This window comes from Streptomyces sp. NPDC043427 (genome assembly GCF_056436655.1).
Genome location: NZ_JBWKCC010000001.1, coordinates 450,830 through 466,804, shown reverse-complemented (window position 1 = coordinate 466,804; position 15,975 = coordinate 450,830). Strand labels below are relative to the sequence as shown.

General features: G+C 70.3%; 17 protein-coding genes, 1 other RNA gene and 2 pseudogenes. 11 read left to right on the top strand and 9 right to left on the bottom strand.

Features of this window, described 5'->3' with window-relative positions; genetic code table 11:
* The first annotated feature begins 14 nt into the window (after positions 1–14).
* On the top strand, positions 15–1,451 hold the full coding sequence (locus AC067M_RS02150) for an RNB domain-containing ribonuclease (protein WP_478695039.1): 1,437 nt from the start codon (positions 15–17) through the stop codon (positions 1,449–1,451).
* Here AC067M_RS02150 and AC067M_RS02145 read toward each other — a convergent pair.
* Positions 1,402–2,052 carry a hypothetical protein gene (locus AC067M_RS02145; RefSeq protein ID WP_478695038.1) on the bottom strand — a complete coding sequence of 217 codons (651 nt, stop codon included), beginning with the start codon at positions 2,050–2,052 and terminating at the stop codon, positions 1,402–1,404. The two genes, AC067M_RS02150 and AC067M_RS02145, sit on opposite strands and share 50 nt — an antisense overlap.
* Positions 2,049–2,798 carry a MerR family transcriptional regulator gene (locus tag AC067M_RS02140; RefSeq protein WP_478695037.1) on the bottom strand — a complete coding sequence of 250 codons (750 nt, stop codon included), beginning with the start codon at positions 2,796–2,798 and terminating at the stop codon, positions 2,049–2,051. Before AC067M_RS02140 ends, AC067M_RS02145 begins: the two co-directional genes overlap by 4 nt.
* Positions 2,799–2,964: 166 nt before the next feature.
* Here AC067M_RS02140 and AC067M_RS02135 point away from each other — a divergent pair, with 166 nt between their 5' ends.
* From AC067M_RS02135 to rnpB, 4 genes and pseudogenes are all read left to right on the top strand, one after another.
* Positions 2,965–3,543, top strand: a complete 579-nt coding sequence (locus AC067M_RS02135; protein ID WP_478695036.1) for a Uma2 family endonuclease — start codon at positions 2,965–2,967, stop codon at positions 3,541–3,543.
* A gap of 27 nt (positions 3,544–3,570) precedes the next feature.
* Positions 3,571–4,413, top strand: coding sequence for a helix-turn-helix domain-containing protein (locus tag AC067M_RS02130; protein ID WP_478695035.1), 843 nt, complete (start codon positions 3,571–3,573; stop codon positions 4,411–4,413).
* Positions 4,414–4,435: 22 nt separating this feature from the next.
* Positions 4,436–5,266 (top strand): annotated as a pseudogene (locus tag AC067M_RS02125) (DMT family transporter); the annotation flags it as partial.
* A 79-nt stretch (positions 5,267–5,345) separates the two neighbouring features.
* Positions 5,346–5,747, top strand: an RNA gene (gene rnpB, locus AC067M_RS02120) — RNase P RNA component class A.
* Between the two features lie 126 nt (positions 5,748–5,873).
* On the opposite strand, the gene AC067M_RS02115 is transcribed toward rnpB, so the two are convergent.
* The 3 genes from AC067M_RS02115 to AC067M_RS02105 all read right to left on the bottom strand — a co-directional run bounded on the left by AC067M_RS02115 (position 5,874) and on the right by AC067M_RS02105 (position 9,136).
* Positions 5,874–6,446 (bottom strand): SUKH-4 family immunity protein, encoded by a 573-nt coding sequence (locus AC067M_RS02115; RefSeq protein WP_478695034.1) that lies wholly within the window; start codon positions 6,444–6,446, stop codon positions 5,874–5,876.
* A 332-nt stretch (positions 6,447–6,778) separates the two neighbouring features.
* Positions 6,779–8,671 carry a DNA/RNA helicase domain-containing protein gene (locus AC067M_RS02110; protein ID WP_478695033.1) on the bottom strand — a complete coding sequence of 631 codons (1,893 nt, stop codon included), beginning with the start codon at positions 8,669–8,671 and terminating at the stop codon, positions 6,779–6,781.
* 150 nt (positions 8,672–8,821) lie between these two features.
* Positions 8,822–9,136: a hypothetical protein gene (locus AC067M_RS02105; RefSeq protein WP_478695032.1), complete on the bottom strand. Its 315-nt coding sequence runs from the start codon at positions 9,134–9,136 to the stop codon at positions 8,822–8,824.
* A 209-nt stretch (positions 9,137–9,345) separates the two neighbouring features.
* Here AC067M_RS02105 and AC067M_RS02100 point away from each other — a divergent pair, with 209 nt between their 5' ends.
* The 4 genes from AC067M_RS02100 to AC067M_RS02085 are packed head-to-tail and all read left to right on the top strand — an operon-like array spanning position 9,346 to position 11,249.
* Positions 9,346–10,188 carry a helix-turn-helix domain-containing protein gene (locus tag AC067M_RS02100; protein ID WP_478695031.1) on the top strand — a complete coding sequence of 281 codons (843 nt, stop codon included), beginning with the start codon at positions 9,346–9,348 and terminating at the stop codon, positions 10,186–10,188.
* Complete coding sequence (locus AC067M_RS02095; RefSeq protein WP_478695030.1) at positions 10,170–10,379, top strand: DUF397 domain-containing protein; 210 nt, start codon at positions 10,170–10,172, stop codon at positions 10,377–10,379. Before AC067M_RS02100 ends, AC067M_RS02095 begins: the two co-directional genes overlap by 19 nt.
* A complete protein-coding gene (locus AC067M_RS02090) occupies positions 10,376–10,711 on the top strand; it encodes an antibiotic biosynthesis monooxygenase family protein (RefSeq protein ID WP_478695029.1) in 336 nt (111 codons plus the stop codon). Before AC067M_RS02095 ends, AC067M_RS02090 begins: the two co-directional genes overlap by 4 nt.
* Positions 10,712–10,721: 10 nt before the next feature.
* A complete protein-coding gene (locus AC067M_RS02085) occupies positions 10,722–11,249 on the top strand; it encodes a hypothetical protein (protein ID WP_478695028.1) in 528 nt (175 codons plus the stop codon).
* 8 nt (positions 11,250–11,257) lie between these two features.
* On the opposite strand, the pseudogene AC067M_RS02080 reads toward AC067M_RS02085, so the two are convergent.
* Positions 11,258–11,584: pseudogene (locus tag AC067M_RS02080) on the bottom strand (MazG-like family protein); the annotation flags it as partial.
* 28 nt (positions 11,585–11,612) lie between these two features.
* Positions 11,613–12,167: a DoxX family protein gene (locus tag AC067M_RS02075; protein ID WP_478695027.1), complete on the bottom strand. Its 555-nt coding sequence runs from the start codon at positions 12,165–12,167 to the stop codon at positions 11,613–11,615.
* 146 nt (positions 12,168–12,313) lie between these two features.
* Between AC067M_RS02075 and AC067M_RS02070 the strand changes: the two genes are divergently transcribed.
* Complete coding sequence (locus tag AC067M_RS02070) at positions 12,314–12,640, top strand: nuclear transport factor 2-like protein (RefSeq protein WP_478695026.1); 327 nt, start codon at positions 12,314–12,316, stop codon at positions 12,638–12,640.
* Between the two features lie 75 nt (positions 12,641–12,715).
* On the top strand, positions 12,716–13,798 hold the full coding sequence (locus AC067M_RS02065; protein WP_478695025.1) for an aldo/keto reductase: 1,083 nt from the start codon (positions 12,716–12,718) through the stop codon (positions 13,796–13,798).
* A 284-nt stretch (positions 13,799–14,082) separates the two neighbouring features.
* On the opposite strand, the gene AC067M_RS02060 is transcribed toward AC067M_RS02065, so the two are convergent.
* Together AC067M_RS02060 and AC067M_RS02055 are read right to left on the bottom strand one after the other, a co-directional pair.
* Entirely contained in the window at positions 14,083–14,862 is a 780-nt protein-coding gene (locus AC067M_RS02060) for an SDR family oxidoreductase (RefSeq protein WP_478695024.1), read from the bottom strand.
* Positions 14,863–14,923: 61 nt separating this feature from the next.
* Positions 14,924–15,946, bottom strand: coding sequence for a Gfo/Idh/MocA family protein (locus AC067M_RS02055; protein WP_478695023.1), 1,023 nt, complete (start codon positions 15,944–15,946; stop codon positions 14,924–14,926).
* Between the last annotated feature and the right edge of the window lie 29 nt (positions 15,947–15,975).

Here is a 15,975-nt window from a genome sequence, read left to right as displayed (position 1 = left end):
CCTACGCTCGTTGCATGCCCCGCCGCCACATCCGCGTGACCGGCGCCCCCGAAACCCCTCTCCGGGCCGCCCTCACCGCACTGCGTGCCCGACCGGGCGTGCCGGAGCACTTCCCCGCCGAGGCCCTGGCCGAGGCGACCCGCGCGGCACGGTCCGTCGACCCGCCCCCCTACGACGCCACCGACATCCCCTTCTTCACCATCGCCCCACCCACCGCCACCGACCTCGACCAGGCCCTGTACCTGGCCCGACAGGGCACCGGCTACCGCGTCCGGTACGCCATCGCCGACGTCGCCGCCTTCGTCGTGCCCGGCGGAGCGCTCGACGCGGAAGCCCACCGCCGGGTGACCACCCTCTACTTCCCGGACGAGAAGATCCCGCTGCACCCGCCCGTGCTCGCCGAGGACGCCGCGAGCCTCCTCCCCGGGCTGCCCCGCCCGGCCGCCCTGTGGACGATCGACCTCGACGAGGACGGCCGTACGCTCGCCGTCGACGTCCGCCGGGCCCTCGTCCGCAGCCGGGCCAGGCTCGACCACGCCGCCGTACAGCGGCAGATCGACGACGGGACCGCCGAGGCGCCGCTGGCGCTGCTCAAGGAGGTCGGGCAGGCGCGGGAGCGGCTGGAGGTGGAGCGGGGCGGCATCTCACTGAACGCGCCCGAGCAGGAGATCGTCGAGCGGGACGGCGCGTACGAGCTGCGCTACCGCGCACCGCTCCCCGTCGAGGCCTGGAACGCCCAGATCTCCCTGCTCACCGGCATGGCGGCCGCCGGCCTGATGCTCGCCTACGGCACCGGCGTCCTGCGCACCCTCCCCGCCGCCCCGGACGGCGCGGTGGGCCGCCTCCGCCGTACCGCCCGCGCCCTGCGCATCGACTGGCCGCACCACGTCTCGTACGCCCAGCTCGTCCGCGCCCTCGACCCGCACCACCCGCCCCACGCGGCCTTCCTCCAGGAGTGCACGACACTGCTGCGCGGCGCCGGCTACACGGTCTTCCGCGACGGCGGGCTCCCCGCCTTCACCACCCACGCCGCCGTCGCCGCCCCCTACACCCACTGCACGGCCCCCCTGCGCCGCCTCGCCGACCGCTACGCCACCGAGATCTGCCTGGCGGCAGCCGGCAGCCGACCGGTCCCACCCGACTGGGTGCTCGCCGCCCTCGACGCGCTCCCCGGCGAGATGACCGAGGGGGCCCGCCGCGCGGCGGCCGTCGAGCGGGCCTGCGTCGACATCGTCGAGGCCGCCCTGCTCAGGGACCGCGTCGGAGAGGTCTTCGACGGCTGCGTGGTGGACGTCGAGGAACGCCGCCCGACCGTCGGAACGGTCCAGCTCGCGTCCCCCGCGGTCATCGGCCGCATCGACGGCGACCGCCTCCCCCTGGGCGAGCGCCTCCCGGTCCGCCTCACCCGCGCCGACCCGACCGCGGCGACGGTTCGCTTCGCACCTGCGTGAGGGCGGGCGTAAGGGCGGGCGTGGGGGCGGGCGTGAGGGCGTGCCTCAGGGCCCGTACGAGATCGTCGGCGTCGTCGGCGTGGAGCCGTATGAGCCTCACGTCCCGTCGCCGCCCGAGGAAGGTGAGGTGGGGGACCGGCTCGGCGAGCTCCAGGGTGAGGGATGTCTGCGAGCCGACGGCGACGTCGAGCTCCCCGTCGCTCCGCGTGTGAGATGTCCGCAGCTCACGCCGTACGGACGCCACGTTCGCGAGGGGTACGCGCACGTCGACGTGGCCGGCATGCCGGATCCTCAGCGCACGGTCGTCGAGGACGTGCGGGCGGACGACGGAGGCCGCGTGCAGACCGACCAGGAAGAGGACGGTGTACACGTCCAGGAACAACACCACCGCGTGCGCGGTCGGCCACTCCCGCAGCAGTACGGACATGGTGAGCGTCTCGACCACGCACACGAACGCGAACCCGAACATCACCGCCCCCTGCCCCCGCGCGTACCCGAACGCCCGCCCACCACCGACCCCGTGCCGCCGCCGGACCACCCACAGCGCGAGGCTCGCGAACAGCCGTAACTCGTGGCGGAGCAGGACGTGCCCGACCCTCACGACGCACCCTCCACGAGAATCCGCAGCGCCCGGCGGAGCGCCTCCGCCTGAGCCGGAGCGAAGTCGGCGTACAGGGCCCGCAGGAAGGCGTGGTCGTGGTCGATGTCGTGCTCCGAGAGCATGTCCCGGGGAATGATCGAGGCCAGGACCGAGGCCGCCTCCGCCACCCGCGGATCATCGGGTTCCGCATCCGCGAGCGCGTCGAGCAGCCCGTACGCCTCCTGCGCCTGAGCCACCGCCTCCGGCGTCCCGAACGCGCCGCTCAGCATGGTCGTCATGCGCTCGCGGTCCTCCGGGGGCGCGGTGGTGTCGATGAGGGCGAGGATCTCCCGGTCCTTGGCGGCCATGGGGGAGTCGGACAGATGAGCCGTCTCCGCGAGCACCGCGGCCAACTCCGCCGAGACGGGCCCCTCGGCGGGCAACTCCTCCGCCTCCAGCAGCACCCGCAGCCGCTCCCGCCGCTCCCGGATCCCCGCCTCCTGCCGCGCCAGATCCGCGTCCAGCTCGGTCAGCACCTCGACGAGATCCTTCCCGGCATCGTCCGCGAGCACGTCCCTGGTCTCCGCCAGCCCCAGCCCCAACTCGGTCAGCCGCCTGATCCGCGCCAGCACGACGGCATGCCGCAACGTGTAGTCCCGATACCCGTTCGCCCGCCGCTCCGGCTCCGGCAACAGCCCCACATGGTGGTAATGCCGCACAGCCCGCGTGGTCACCCCGACGGCCGCGGCGAGTTCTCCGATCCGCATGGGACCAGTAGAGACGTTGACGTCGCGGCAGGGTCAAGCGCAGCGCTCGGCGCTTCCTTACGACGACTGTGATCGTGTGCCACGATCGAGGGAACGGTTCCCGATCTCACGGACAGGTGATCCGGCAATGTCCGAGTCTGGCGAGCGACCGAAGGAGGGGCGTGACATGACTGCCATGGCCCATGAGCCGCTCACGCAGGAAGAGGTCCTGCTGGAGTGGTTCCTCGCCCTGGACACCCCGGAGGGCTTCCGGGCGGAGCTTGTCGAGGGGGAGATCGTCGTGACACCGCCGCCGGACGGGGAGCACGAGAAGTACATCAGCCGCATCGTCAGGCAAGTGGTCAAGCTGTCCCGGACCGACATGGACTTGTCCGGGAACAAGGGGCTGAACCTCCAGAGCCAGGGCGCCTGCCCGAAGAACCACGTGATCCCGGATGTCACTTTCGGTCCCCTGGAGCTCGACCTCTTCGGGAGCGCCGGATCGTGGATGCCCTGCGACGGCGTCGCCATGGTGCTGGAGGTGACCTCCACCAAGCCCCAGGCGGACCGCGAGGCCAAGCGCCGCTGCTACGCCCGGGGCGGTATCCCGCTCTATCTGCTCGTCGACCGTGAAGCCTCCTCGGTCACGCTGTTCAGCAGCCCGGAGCGGGACGACTACCGCGCGCACTGCACCCTGCCCTTCGGCAAGCCACTGGCCCTCCCCGAGCCCTTCGCCTTCGACCTGGACACGTCCGACTTCCTCTGATCCCCTGGAGGCGGGGGTGAGCACCAGGTGAGCGAACGCGAACGGACAAGAGAGCAGGCCCTGTGGACCAGGGCGAGGCTCGGCCGTTGCGGCCCCCCGCTCGACCTGCTCACCGCCCGCTTCGACAAGCACGTCTATGCCCCTCACGCCCACGACGAGTTCACGATCGGCGTCTGCGTGGGCGGCTCCGAGGTGATCGACTACCGAGGCGGCCACATCCGCACCGGCCCCGGCTCCATCGTCGTACTGGCCCCCGGCGAGGTACACACGGGCGGCCCCGGCAACGCGACGGACGGCTACGCCTACCGCGCCCTGTACGCCGCCCCCGCCCTCCTCACCGACGGCACTCTCGGCGACCGTCTCCCGCACTTCCGCGAGCCACTGATAGACGACCCCGAACTCGCCGCCGAGATCCTCCGCACCCACACCGACCTCAACACCTGCCCCGACCCCCTGGAGGCCGAGTCCCGCCTCCCCTGGCTGCTCACGGCCCTGGCCCGCCGCCACTCCACGGCCCGCCCGACGACGGACGCGATCCCCGGAGCCGACCGCATAGCCAAGGCCGTACGAGACCGCCTGGCGGACGAACTCCTGGAACCCCCCTCCTTGGCCACCCTCGCGTCCGACCTGGGCCTCTCCCGCTACCAACTCCTCCGAGCCTTCCGTACGACGGTGGGGATACCGCCGTACGCCTGGCTGGCCCAGTACCGGGTGAACCGGGCCCGGAGGCTGCTGGACACCGGCCTGCGCCCGGCGGAGGTGGCCACCCTGGTCGGCTTCGCGGACCAGGCACACCTGACCCGCTGGTTCCGCCGCGTGCTTGGGGTGACGCCGGCGGCGTACCGCAACAGCGTTCAAGACGGGCGGTAGCGGGTCGGCCGAAACTCGCCGTATGACTGCACGCGGCTGGTTCCTCTTCTCCCTCATGGGCGTGATCTGGGGCATCCCCTACCTACTGATCAAGGTGGCGGTGGACGCCCCGCTCTCCGCGTCCATGGTGGTGTTCACACGCTGCGCGCTCGGCGCCGCACTCCTGCTCCCCTTCGCGATACGCCAGGGCGGCCTGATCCGAACCGTCCGCGCGCACTGGCTGCCCATGCTGGCCTTCGCGTGCATCGAGATCATCGGCCCCTGGTTCACCCTCACCGACGCCGAACGCCACCTCTCCAGCTCCACGGCAGGCCTGCTGATCGCGGGCGTCCCGATCGTCGGCGTCGTCCTGGCCCGCTTCTTCGGCGACACGGAACGGCTGGGTGTACGGCGGGGCACGGGGCTGGCGCTGGGACTGGCGGGCGTAGGCGTCCTCACCGTTCCGCACCTGACCGGCGGGGACGCCCGTTCCCTGGGCGAGGTGCTGCTGACGGTGCTGGGTTACGCGACGGCGCCGTTGATCGCGGCCCGGTACCTGAAGGACGTCCCGACACTCCAGCTGACGGCACCGTGCCTGGCGCTGGCGGCGCTGGTCTACACGCCGGCGGCAGTAGTGACCTGGCCGTCCTCTGTCCCCTCACCATCGGTCCTGACCGCCCTCATAGGGCTGGGCGTGATCTGCACGGCGCTGGCCTTCGTCGCCTTCCTGGAGCTGATCAAGGAAGTCGGCCCGACCAGGGCGACGGTCTTCACGTACGTCAACCCGGCGGTGGCGGTGGCCGCGGGAGCCCTGTTCCTGGACGAACCCTTCACGGCAGGCATCGCCGTGGCCTTCACCCTGATCCTCGCCGGTTCGGTCCTGGCGACGGCGGCGGGACCGGCTGCGGGACCGAGCAGGGACGGTGGCCCGGTAACATGGTCGACACGGCAGACGAGCCGGGCGGACGGCCGCGTGGAGTCCCCTTAGGGGCTTCCCGAGGAACGTCCGGGCTCCACAGGGCAGGGTGGTGGCTAACGGCCACCCGGGGTGACCCGCGGGACAGTGCCACAGAAAGCAAACCGCCGGGGACCTCGGTCCTCGGTAAGGGTGAAACGGTGGTGTAAGAGACCACCAGTGCCCAGGGTGACCTGGGCAGCTAGGTAAACCCCACCCGGAGCAAGGTCAAAAGGAAACACCCCGGTGTTTCTGCGCGGACGTTCGAGGGCTGCCCGCCCGAGTCCGCGGGTAGACCGCACGAGGCCGGCGGCAACGCCGACCCTAGATGGATGGCCGTCTCCCCGGTCGCCGCGAGGCGCCCGGGCGACAGAACCCGGCGTACAGCCCGACTCGTCTGCCGCTACCTGCGGCTTGCCTCGGTGAGGGCCTCTGATTCTGCGTCGGAGGGCCTTTCCGATCTTTCGGGGGCTTGCCGCGTCAGGCTGGGAAGAGTCTCTTTCCATCATCATCGAGAGCGGGCGAACTACCCCCACATCCCGGCGCCGATGTTGGTGACGATCTCAATCCACTCGCTGTGTTCGCTGCCGAAGGGGGCGGCGTCGCGGAGACTGATGTCGTTCTTGAGGCCGTCCACGGTTTCCTCCAGGCCTTCGAGGAACTCGTCATCGTCCTCGTAGTCCGCGGGCAGGCTTCCGACGATCTTGGTCAACTCGTTGATCGTGTAGAGCAGCGACGAGAGATCCGTGTGCAACGGGAGAGGACGCATGATGCCCTCGGCCAGCTGGTGTACCTCTCCGGTCCGGGTGTCCATCACGATGGCGCTGATCTCGAAGTTCCCCAGGTGAACCCAGTCGGCGGCCGAGGGCGGCAAGTGCCATGTGGCTCCCAGCTCCTCAAGGGAGACCTGCCGGAAGCCGGCATCTGCGTCATCGAAGTCGGGGAAGGAGACGAACTCGTTCTCCGGAAGACCGACGTTCGCAAGGAGCGCAAGGGCTTCGCCGGTGAAGGCAGCCCGCGCTGCTGCGAGTGGGACCTGCCTGACCTGCTCGGCGCCGAAGGTCTGGGCAAGGTCGTCGCGAGACAGCTCGAAGATCATCTGTTCCTGCCGTGTTTCCCTCACCCCTGGTAGGGCGTGAGCGGGGCGACGTGTTCGGACACCGCGGCACCGACTGGATCCCCGCCCGGAGCACCAGTGAGTTCGTCCAGGAAGTCCCCGGCGCATCCTCTCCGACGCGACCCTCGGACGGTCACTGGCCCGCGGTTCCGTCAAGGCGTCCGAAAAGTTCGGCCTCCAGACGCTCGCGACGTCACTGACCAGTATCTATGGTGAATTGCAGGCCGCAGCCGCGTCGTCGAGCCACCGGTGAGGCGGACTGAACGTACGCCATCGGTGATGGTCCGGGCGCAGGCATGCCGCCACCTCTGCTCCTACACCAACGCGGGTGCCTCTACCCCCGCCGTCGGCTGGATCAGTGAGCGCAGCTTCTCGCGGGTCTCCGGGTCCGTGGAGTAGATGATCGTGCCGACCATGCCGCGAGTCAGCAGGACCTTGTAGGTGTTGCGGATCAGGCGGTTCACGTCTGCGTCCGGGGTCGCCTTCGTGAAGATCGGGTCCTTGGAGGCCGAGCGGTCGACGATCCAGCGGTCGGTGCGCCAGACGAGGTCGGGGCCGATGATGACGCCGGACCAGTCGTACTCGAAGCCCTGGGCGGTGTAGACGCAGCCGATCTGGCCGAAGCCGGCCGGGTCGGTGGCCCAGAGGGGGGCGGGGGGCGCGCCGAGGACGGAGCGGTCGCCGTAGACGTTCCAGGGGCGTGCCCACTGGCCGATGACCACGTCGGTGGGGAGTGTCGTCATGTCCGGGGTGATCTTCGTGGTCCACTTCCAGCAGTAGCCGGCCGACATCCGGGCGTCGTAGTCCTCCGAGCGGCGGGCGAGCAGGAAGTCCTCCAGTTCCTGGGGGCTTTCGGCGGTGAGGAGTTCGAACCTGCCGTCCGGCTCCCACTGGTGGGGTGTGCCGCCGTCCAGGCCCAGCAGGTCCACGACCCACTTCTCGTACGCCTCACTGCCGCCGCACCGGAACTGGCCGTCCAGTTCCACCACCGTGCAGTCCAGGCCCTCGGCGGCGGCGGCCCGCTGGATCTCCTCCTTGGTGCCCATCTCGCCGGGCCGCACTACCTGGTGCTGGTCGAGCAGGAACACCGGAACCCGCGCCGCGTCGATCAGCTCCGCCACCTGGGGACGGCCAGTGCGCAGCGACGCCTTGGTGTAGCGGTTGGCGGAGGTCTTGCGCAGGCGGTGGGCCTCGTCGCAGATCAGTACGTCGAGGTCATTCGGCTCCGCCTCCATGAAGCTGTTGAAGTACTTGAACAGCTGCTGTACGGCGGGCTTTCGTGCCCCGGCGACCTTCCGCATCGTCTTGGTGAACGACGCCGACCCGGTCGCGTGCAGCGTGGGCACCCCGCGCCGGTACAACTCGCCCAGTAGCGACATCGCCACGACGCTCTTGCCGGAGCCGGGGCCACCCGTCACCACGACGACCTGCTTGTGGTTGGACCGCCTTGCCTTGCGGACCGCGGACATGACCTTTTCGTAGGCCACCCGCTGCTCGGCGATGAGCACGAACTGCTCGCGGTCGCGGATCTCGGCCGCCGCCACCGCCATCAGCTGCTTCGACGGCCGGATCTTGCCGTCGAGCAGTACGTCGGCCGCCTCCGCGCCGGGCTTCGCGGCCAGCCGGGAGCGCAGGAAGTTCACGAACGCGCCGCGCTGTTCACCCGTGTACAAGCGGCCGTGCTGGTCCTCGGTGACCTCCCGCAGCCCCGCTACGCCGAACTCCGTCGCGTTGTGCAGGAACGCCACCCCGGCCAGCGACCTGGGCAGCCGCTCCAGCGCCCCGTTGAACGAAAGGAGGTACTCGCAGTAGCCGCGGACCTGCTCGATCGGGTTCAGTACGGGCTGCGTGTACGCGTCGATCCGGCACAGCAGTGGCTCGTCCTCCTCCGGATAGGCCGCGCTCCACTGCTTCAGCTCCACGACGACGTACGACGGTTCGCCGGTGGTCGGGTGCACGCCGGCGAGTACGGCGTCCGCGCGCTTGCTGGTGAGCGGCAGGCTGTACTCGACCAGGACCTCGACGTCGTCGAGCCCGGCCTCCATCAGCGCGTTCACGAGTGCTGGGAGGCTGCGTTCCCAGGACCGTATCTCTGCCGCGGCGGGCCTCCTGCCGTGCCGGTGACGGAAGTTCTCGGTCAGATGCAGCGCCAGCGACCCTTCGAGGATGCGGGCGGCCACGGACGCCGCGGACTCACGGAACAGCAAGAAAATGCCCCCAGGCAGCACGAAGAAGACTCGTGCGGGTGGGGGCATGTCCTCCGATGTCCGCCGCGCGCTCCGGCGAGGCGGATCAGGAAGCCCGTCGGGCCGCTGAGATGGTTCGGCGCCAGTTTAGGTCACCGTCAGGTGTCGACGTCAGATGCGTTTTCTGCTCCATGCGTTCGCCTCGGCGACCAGGGAACTCAGTAGTTCCGAGCGGCCCATGGTCGGTGCCTGGTTCGGGCGGGCGCCCCTCGCGATCGCCTCGGCGAGCTCAAGTGCCACCGGGGCCGCGCACACCCCGAGGTGGATGAGCGCGTACATCGGTTCGGTCTCCCTTTCGTCCGTCCACGGGGTGCGGATGTCCATCGCGGGGAGCTGGATGCCGGCCCTGCTCAGCGCGGACGCCAGGGCGTCGCGGGCGGCCAGGGCTTCGTCGATCTTGTGGTTTCGGGGTGGGGTGGGGGGCACGTTGCACGTCCGTCCTGTCGGTGTCGTCCTGCCGAATCCGTCCACCCGGCTGCGCTTGCTGAATTACTCTGCGTAGTCCGGGTGTTACGCATCATGCGCCCGGACGTGGTCGACCATCCCGTGGACCGGCTTGTGCTTCCCCGGCCTACGGAACTGGTTCCACACGTTCCACGCCCAGCACATGAACGTCTCGGAGGGGAGCCCGCCGTATGCCGCAACGACGCGTCGTCACCGGCCGCAGTCAGGAACCTCGTCAGCGGTTCGCCGAAGAGCTGCGGACCCTCCGTGCCGGGAGCGGGACCAGCCTGCGGCAACTCGGCGAACGGCTCGGCTGGGACTGGTCCCTCTTCGGCAAGATGGAGAAGGGGGAGACCCTCGGCAGTCCCGAGGTCGTGCAAGCCCTGGATCAGCATTACGGGACTCCCGGACTGCTGCTCGCCCTGTGGGAGTTGGCCGCGGGCGACCATACGCAGTTCCGTGAGCGGTATCGCCGGTACATGGCACTGGAGTCGGAGGCGGTGAGTCTGTGGCACTTCGCGGTGAGTGTGTTGCCCGGCTTGTTGCAAACGCCGGACTATGCGAGGGAGGTGCTGGCGGCGGGTGGGCTCAAGGGTAAGGAGCTTGAGCAGCAGGTCGAGGCTCGAATGGGGCGGCGGGAGTTGTTGGAGGGCGAGGATGCGCCGACCTTTCGGACGATCCTGTCGGAGGCGGTGCTGCGAACGCCGTCGCGGGATGCGGAGGAGTGGCGGCGGCAGCTCGAGTACCTGGGGGAAGCTGCAGAGCGTCCCAACGTGACGGTTCATGTGCTTCTCCAGAGCGCGGGACTGCACGGCCTCATGGGCGCCGACATGTGGTACCTGCTCCTTCCCTCGGGCAGGGCAGTCGCGTGTACCGAGAATGGATATCGGGGCGAACTCATCGAGGAATCCGGCCCCGTTGTGCGTTTGCAGAAGACGTACGATGCGGTGCGCGACCTGGCGCTCACCCCGGCGGAGTCGCGCAAGTTCATCCTGCGGATGTTGGAGGAAGCAACGTGCGATCCATCGACCTGAGCGCCGCCTCTTGGAGGAAGAGCAGCTACAGCAACCAGGACGGCGGCGCCTGCCTCGAGGTCTCCGACGACTTCGCCGCTGTCGTCCCGGTCCGGGACAGCAAGGTCATGGACAGTCCCGTCCTCGTGTTCCCGGCGGGCCGCTGGGCCGCCTTCGTTTCCGCGCTCAAGGGCGGAACAATGGACTCATGAGCATCGTAAAGATCAACGTCCTCACCGTTCCCGAAGAGCAGCGCGAGACCCTGGAGAAGCGCTTCGCCGCGCGAGCCGGTGCCGTGGAGGGCTCCGACGGGTTCGAGTGGTTTGAGTTGTTGCGGCCGGTGGAGGGGACCGACACCTACCTTGTGTACACGCGCTGGCGGAGCGAGGCGGACTTCGAGAAGTGGATGTCCGGGCGGGCTCAGGCTGCGCACGGGGGTGGGTCCGCCGAGGGTGGTGAGCGGCCGAAGCCTGCCGCGACGGACGCCACGCTGTGGTCCTTCGAGGTCGTACAGCAGGCTGGGCCCGGGCCCAAGCAGGACTGAAGGCAGGCCTGTGCTTTCCGACGACCGCTTACGGGCGCTGCTGAGGGAGTGTGACGACCCTCAGCATCTGGAGCGTCCCCCGGACTTCGATCTGGAGGGCTCGGCGCGGCGCTTCGCCCGGCTCGTCGGCGCGCTCGAGGAGCGCTTCGGGGCGTCGGGCTGCCGGAGTGGGCTGCATCAAGACTCCAGTGCCTACGGCCTGATCTCTGTCCCCGCGGAGACGGCCCGTCTGGGGCGCGATCTGTGGGTCGAGCTGAGCAACTTCGGGGGCTTCGTCACCGCGGGGACGGGCTCCGACTGGGGCGCGCCCAGGCCCACGGAGGGGCTGACCGAGGAGTTCCTCGCGTGGCTCGATGGTGTCTGTACGGCGGCCGGGTGCACCTTCGTGCCGCTCGAACTGTTCCTGGAGTTCTACGACGGGCCCTCTCCGCTGGGAGAGGCGGACGCGCTGTTGGCCTCGGTCCTGGGCGACAGCGAGGGCGACGACGAGGACGACGAGCCGCTGGTGTGGGCCGACCGGTACTTCCAGTGGATGTGAGGATCCGAGGAGCGGCGTGAGACGCCGGCCAGGTGGCCGAGGAACACCTCCCTCGCCTCCGGCGTCAGCGTGCGGAGGGCGACCAGTGCCGTGATCGCGACGTCGCACAGTTCGGACTGGACGTCCTCCCAGGTGTGGGAGACGCCCTTGCGGGGGTTCTGGCCCGTCGCGCCGATCACGGCCTGGGCGACCTCGCCGACCTCCTCCGACAGTTTCAGCAGGCGCAGGAGCAGGCCCTCGCGGCCGCCCAGTGGCTGGTTCGACTCCAGCCAGCTCCACTGGCCGTCGATGGCGGTCCAGAGGTCCGCGTCCGTGGGGGTGTCCTCAGCAGTCATGGACGCAGCTTGCCATGTCCTCCGCGCGCTACTCCTCGAACAACGCCTCCTGCTGCCCCTCCTTCTCCTGTTCCGCCTCCCGCACCCTCTTCGTCCGCATCCCCACCACCAGCGCCGTCGCCGCCGCCGTCACGCCGAGTGCCGTCGGGACCATCCAGCCCCGGTCGAAGACGTGCCGGAACGCGTGGTCGAGGGAGAGGCGGCCGGAGCCGGTGACGGCGAGGCCGGTCGCGGCGAGGGCGAGGGACGCGGCGTACTCGTAGCCGCCCTCCTGGGCGAAGAAGCCGTTCGGTACGTGGACGGTCGCCGCGCCCGTCATCGCGCCGGCCGCCGCCGCGCCCGCCGCCGGGGTGGCCAGGCCCAGCGCCAGGAGCGTGCCGCCGCCCGCCTCGGCCAGGCCCGCCGCCGTCGCGCTCGCCTTGCCGGGTTTGTAGCCGACGGACTCCATGAAGTGGCCCGTCCCCTCGATGCCGTGGCCGCCGAACCAGCCGAACAGCTTCTGCGCGCCGTGCGCCGCCAGCACCCCGCCGGTACCCAGTCGGAGCAGCAGCAGGCCCAGATCACGTCGGTCGTATGCGGTCACGGTCACTCCTGAGGTGTCGGCAGGAACAGGTCCCCTCCCGCGTTTCCACCGTCGCACCGCCCACACCCGTCGGCCGTGCCCGAAGCCGCCGATCGAGTGGCGGAGCCGAGTGGCGGAGCCGGGGGAGCGGTGTGAGCGTGGCCGGTATGACGATTCAGACCGCCCGACTCAGCGACCCGGCCGTCCGTGCCTTCGTCGCCGCCGTCAACGCCCACGACCGGGACGCCTTCCTGGAGCTGCTCACGCCCGACGCGACCATGTCGGACGACGGCTCCGACCGTGACCTCACCGAGTGGATCGACCGCGAGATCTTCTCCTCCCACGGTCACCTCGACGTCGACAACGAGTCCGACGGCGGCCGCGCCCTCCTCGCCCGCTACAGCAACGACACCTGGGGCGAGATGCGCACCCGCTGGAGCTTCACCGTCGAGGACGACGGCCGTATCTCCCGCTTCGAGACCGGTCAGGCGTAACAAGAGTCAAGAGCCCAGACGGTTCGTACAGGCCCCTTGCCTTGAAGTGCGCTTCAACTCCTAGCGTCCCCACTCATGGAGACCACGGAGACCACGGAGACCACGGAGACCACGGAGACCACGGAGACCACGGAGACCACGGAAACCATCAGGACACTCGGACGCAGCGGCATCCCCGTCAGCCCCCTCGGCTTCGGCTGCTGGGCCATCGGCGGTGAGTGGCAGGACCTCGACGGGCAGCCCCTGGGCTGGGGCAAGGTCGACGACGACGAGTCCCTACGGGCGATCCACCGCGCCCTCGACCTCGGTGTCACCTTCTTCGACACCGCCGACGTCTACGGCACCGGGCACAGCGAGCGGGTGCTCGGCCGTGCCCTGGGCAAGCGGCGGGCCGATGTCGTCGTCGCCACCAAGTGGGGCAACCTCTTCGACGAGGGCAACCGCACCCGCACCGGCCAGGACGCCTCCCCCGAGCACGCGCGCAGCGCCCTCACCGCGTCCCTCGCCCGCCTCGGCACCGACTACGTCGACCTCTACCAGCTGCACATCTCCGACGCCCACCCCGAGCAGGCGGCCCGACTCCGTGAGGCCTGCGAGGAGTTCGTGCGGGAAGGGCTCGTACGGGCGTACGCGTGGAGCACCGACGATCCGGAGCGGGCCGCCGTGTTCGCGGAGGGGGAGCACTGTGCGGCCGTACAGCACGCCCTCAACGTGCTCCAGGACGCGCCCGGCATGGTCGCGCTGTGCGAGAAGCTGGGGCTGGCCAGCATCAATCGGAGTCCGCTGGCCATGGGACTGCTCACCGGAAAGCACCACGGCCACGGACAGCAGCACGGAAAGGAGCACGCGGGGCGGGCCGCCCTTCAGGAAGGGGACATCCGCAGTCGGCCGCCGGCCTGGTTGCAGGGGTTCGGTGACGGGTCGGGGGCCGATCCGGAGTGGCTCGCCCGTGTCGACGCGCTCCGGGACGTCCTCACCAGCGGCGCTCGTACGCTCGCGCAGGGCGCCCTCGCCTGGCTGTGGGCGCGCAGCCCGCGCACCGTTCCGATTCCTGGCTTCCGGTCGGTCGCGCAGGCGGAGGAGAACGCGGGGGCGATCGAGAAGGGGCCGCTCACCGCGGATCAGATGACCGAAATCGAGCACCTGCTCGGCCGATAGCACCCTTTGGCGCCCACTTGGGTCGCAGCCGTTCCACGGTCCGGTGCGCACCTCGCGGTCCCACGCGAGATCCACCCCCACCCGGGCCGTGGAACGGCTGCCTCCTCCCCCCTCGGCCCCCTCGGTTTCGTTCGTGGGACCCCGTGCGCGGAACCCCCCTGCGCGGAATCCTCGTGCTCCAAGTGTGAAGTTCTGGTGGAGGAGTGTCGAGCATAAGCATGCCAGCGGCCGGAATGGGGCGGACGTTCAGATTCCGTTTGTGTAAGTTGAAGACGGGACCATACTCAGCCGCGCCCCACGTACGGCATCGCCGTCGCCAACACGGTCGCGAACTGCACGTTCGCCTCCAACGGCAGCTCCGCCATGTGCCGAACCGTGCGCGCCACGTCGGTCACATCCATCACGGGCTCCGGCGCGACCTCACCGTTGGCCTGCAACGCGCCCGTCTCCATCCGCGCGGTCATCTCGGTGGCCGCGTTGCCGATGTCGATCTGGCCGACGGCGATCCGGTACGGCCGCCCGTCCAGGGACAGTGACTTGGTCAGGCCGGTCAGCGCGTGCTTGGTGGCCGTGTAGGCGACCGAGTGCGGGCGGGGTGTGTGCGCCGAGACCGAGCCGTTGTTGATGATCCGGCCGCCCTGGGGATCCTGCTCCTTCATCTGCCGGTACGCCGCCTGCGCGCACAGGAACGCCCCGTTGAGGTTGGTGTCCACCACGTGCCGCCAGGCGTCGTAGGGCAGCTCCTCGACCGGTACCCCGCCCGGTCCGAACGTGCCCGCGTTGTTGAACAGCAGGTCCAGCCGCCCGAAGCGCTCGCGCACGGCGGTGAACAGGGCGGCCACGTCGTCCGGTTGTGACACGTCGGCGCGTACGGCGAGCGAGGGGGCCTCGGGCGCGAGTGCCGCCGTCTCCTCCAGTGTCCCGAGGCGCCTTCCCGCGAGCGCCACCGACCAGCCCGCGCGCAGCAGCTCCACGGCCACCGCGCGGCCGATGCCTGAGCCCGCGCCGGTCACCACCGCGATCTTCCTCGAGTGTTCGACGGTTCCGGTTTCGTCGGCATTCATGGGGCCGCAGCGTAGGGGACCGCGGTCCGCCATGCGGAACGTGCTCACCCGCCATACGGACTCAGGCCGTTGTGAGCTCCGGCGCGGTGTCCTCGTCGGGGTAGCGGACGCCGATGCGGTCGCGTATCGCGTCGAGCGTCCGCATCACGGCGAGGGTGCCGTCCAACGGGACGACGGGGGACTCGGTCTCGCCGGCCCGCAGGGCGCGCATCACCTCGCGGGCCTCGTGGCGGAAGCTGTTGCGGGGGCCGTCGGCCGGGTCCGCCACGAACTCCTCCGGGTCCTTGCCGTCGCGGTGCAGCACGAAGCGGTCCGGGTGGAAGAAGCCGTTCGGGATGTCGATGCGGCCCTGCGAGCCGGTGACGTACGCCGTGTTGGAGGTGCCGCCGATGATGGAGCAGTGCACCGAGGCGAGCGCGCCGCCCTCCCAGGAGAGCAGGGCGCCCGTCTGGAGGTCGACGCCCTCGTCGGAGAGGACCGCCCGCGCGGTGACGTCGGCGGGCTCGCCGAGCAGGAGCTGGGCGAAGGAGACCGGGTAGACGCCCAGGTCCAACAGGGCGCCGCCGCCCTGGGCCGGGTCGCGCAGCCGGTGCGAGGGCGGGAAGGGGCCGGCGAGGCCGAAGTCGGCCTGAACCGTACGCACCTCACCTACGGCGCCGTCCTCGACCAGCGTCTTCAGGCGCCGGATGAGGGGATTGCAGTACATCCACATGGCCTCCATCAGGAAGCGCCCGTGCTCCCGCGACAGCGCGACCAGTTCCCCGGCCTCGCGCACGTTCAGCGTGAACGGCTTCTCGCACAGCACGTTCCGCCCGTTCGCCAGGCAGAGTCCGGCGGCCGCCCGGTGCGTGGAGTGCGGGGTGGCGACGTACACGACGTCGACCTCCTCGTCCCGCGCGAGCGCCTCCCAGTCGCCGTACGCGCGAGGAATGCCGAACCGGTCGGCGAACGCCTTCGCCGTGTCCTCACGCCGGGAGGCCACCGCCACGACCTCCGCGTCGGGCAGGTCGACCAGGTCCGCCGTGAACGCGGCCGCGATACCGCCGGTCGCCAGGATTCCCCACCGCACGTTCTCCGCCGTCATCCCCGGCCTCTCCCGCCCTCGCTCATGTG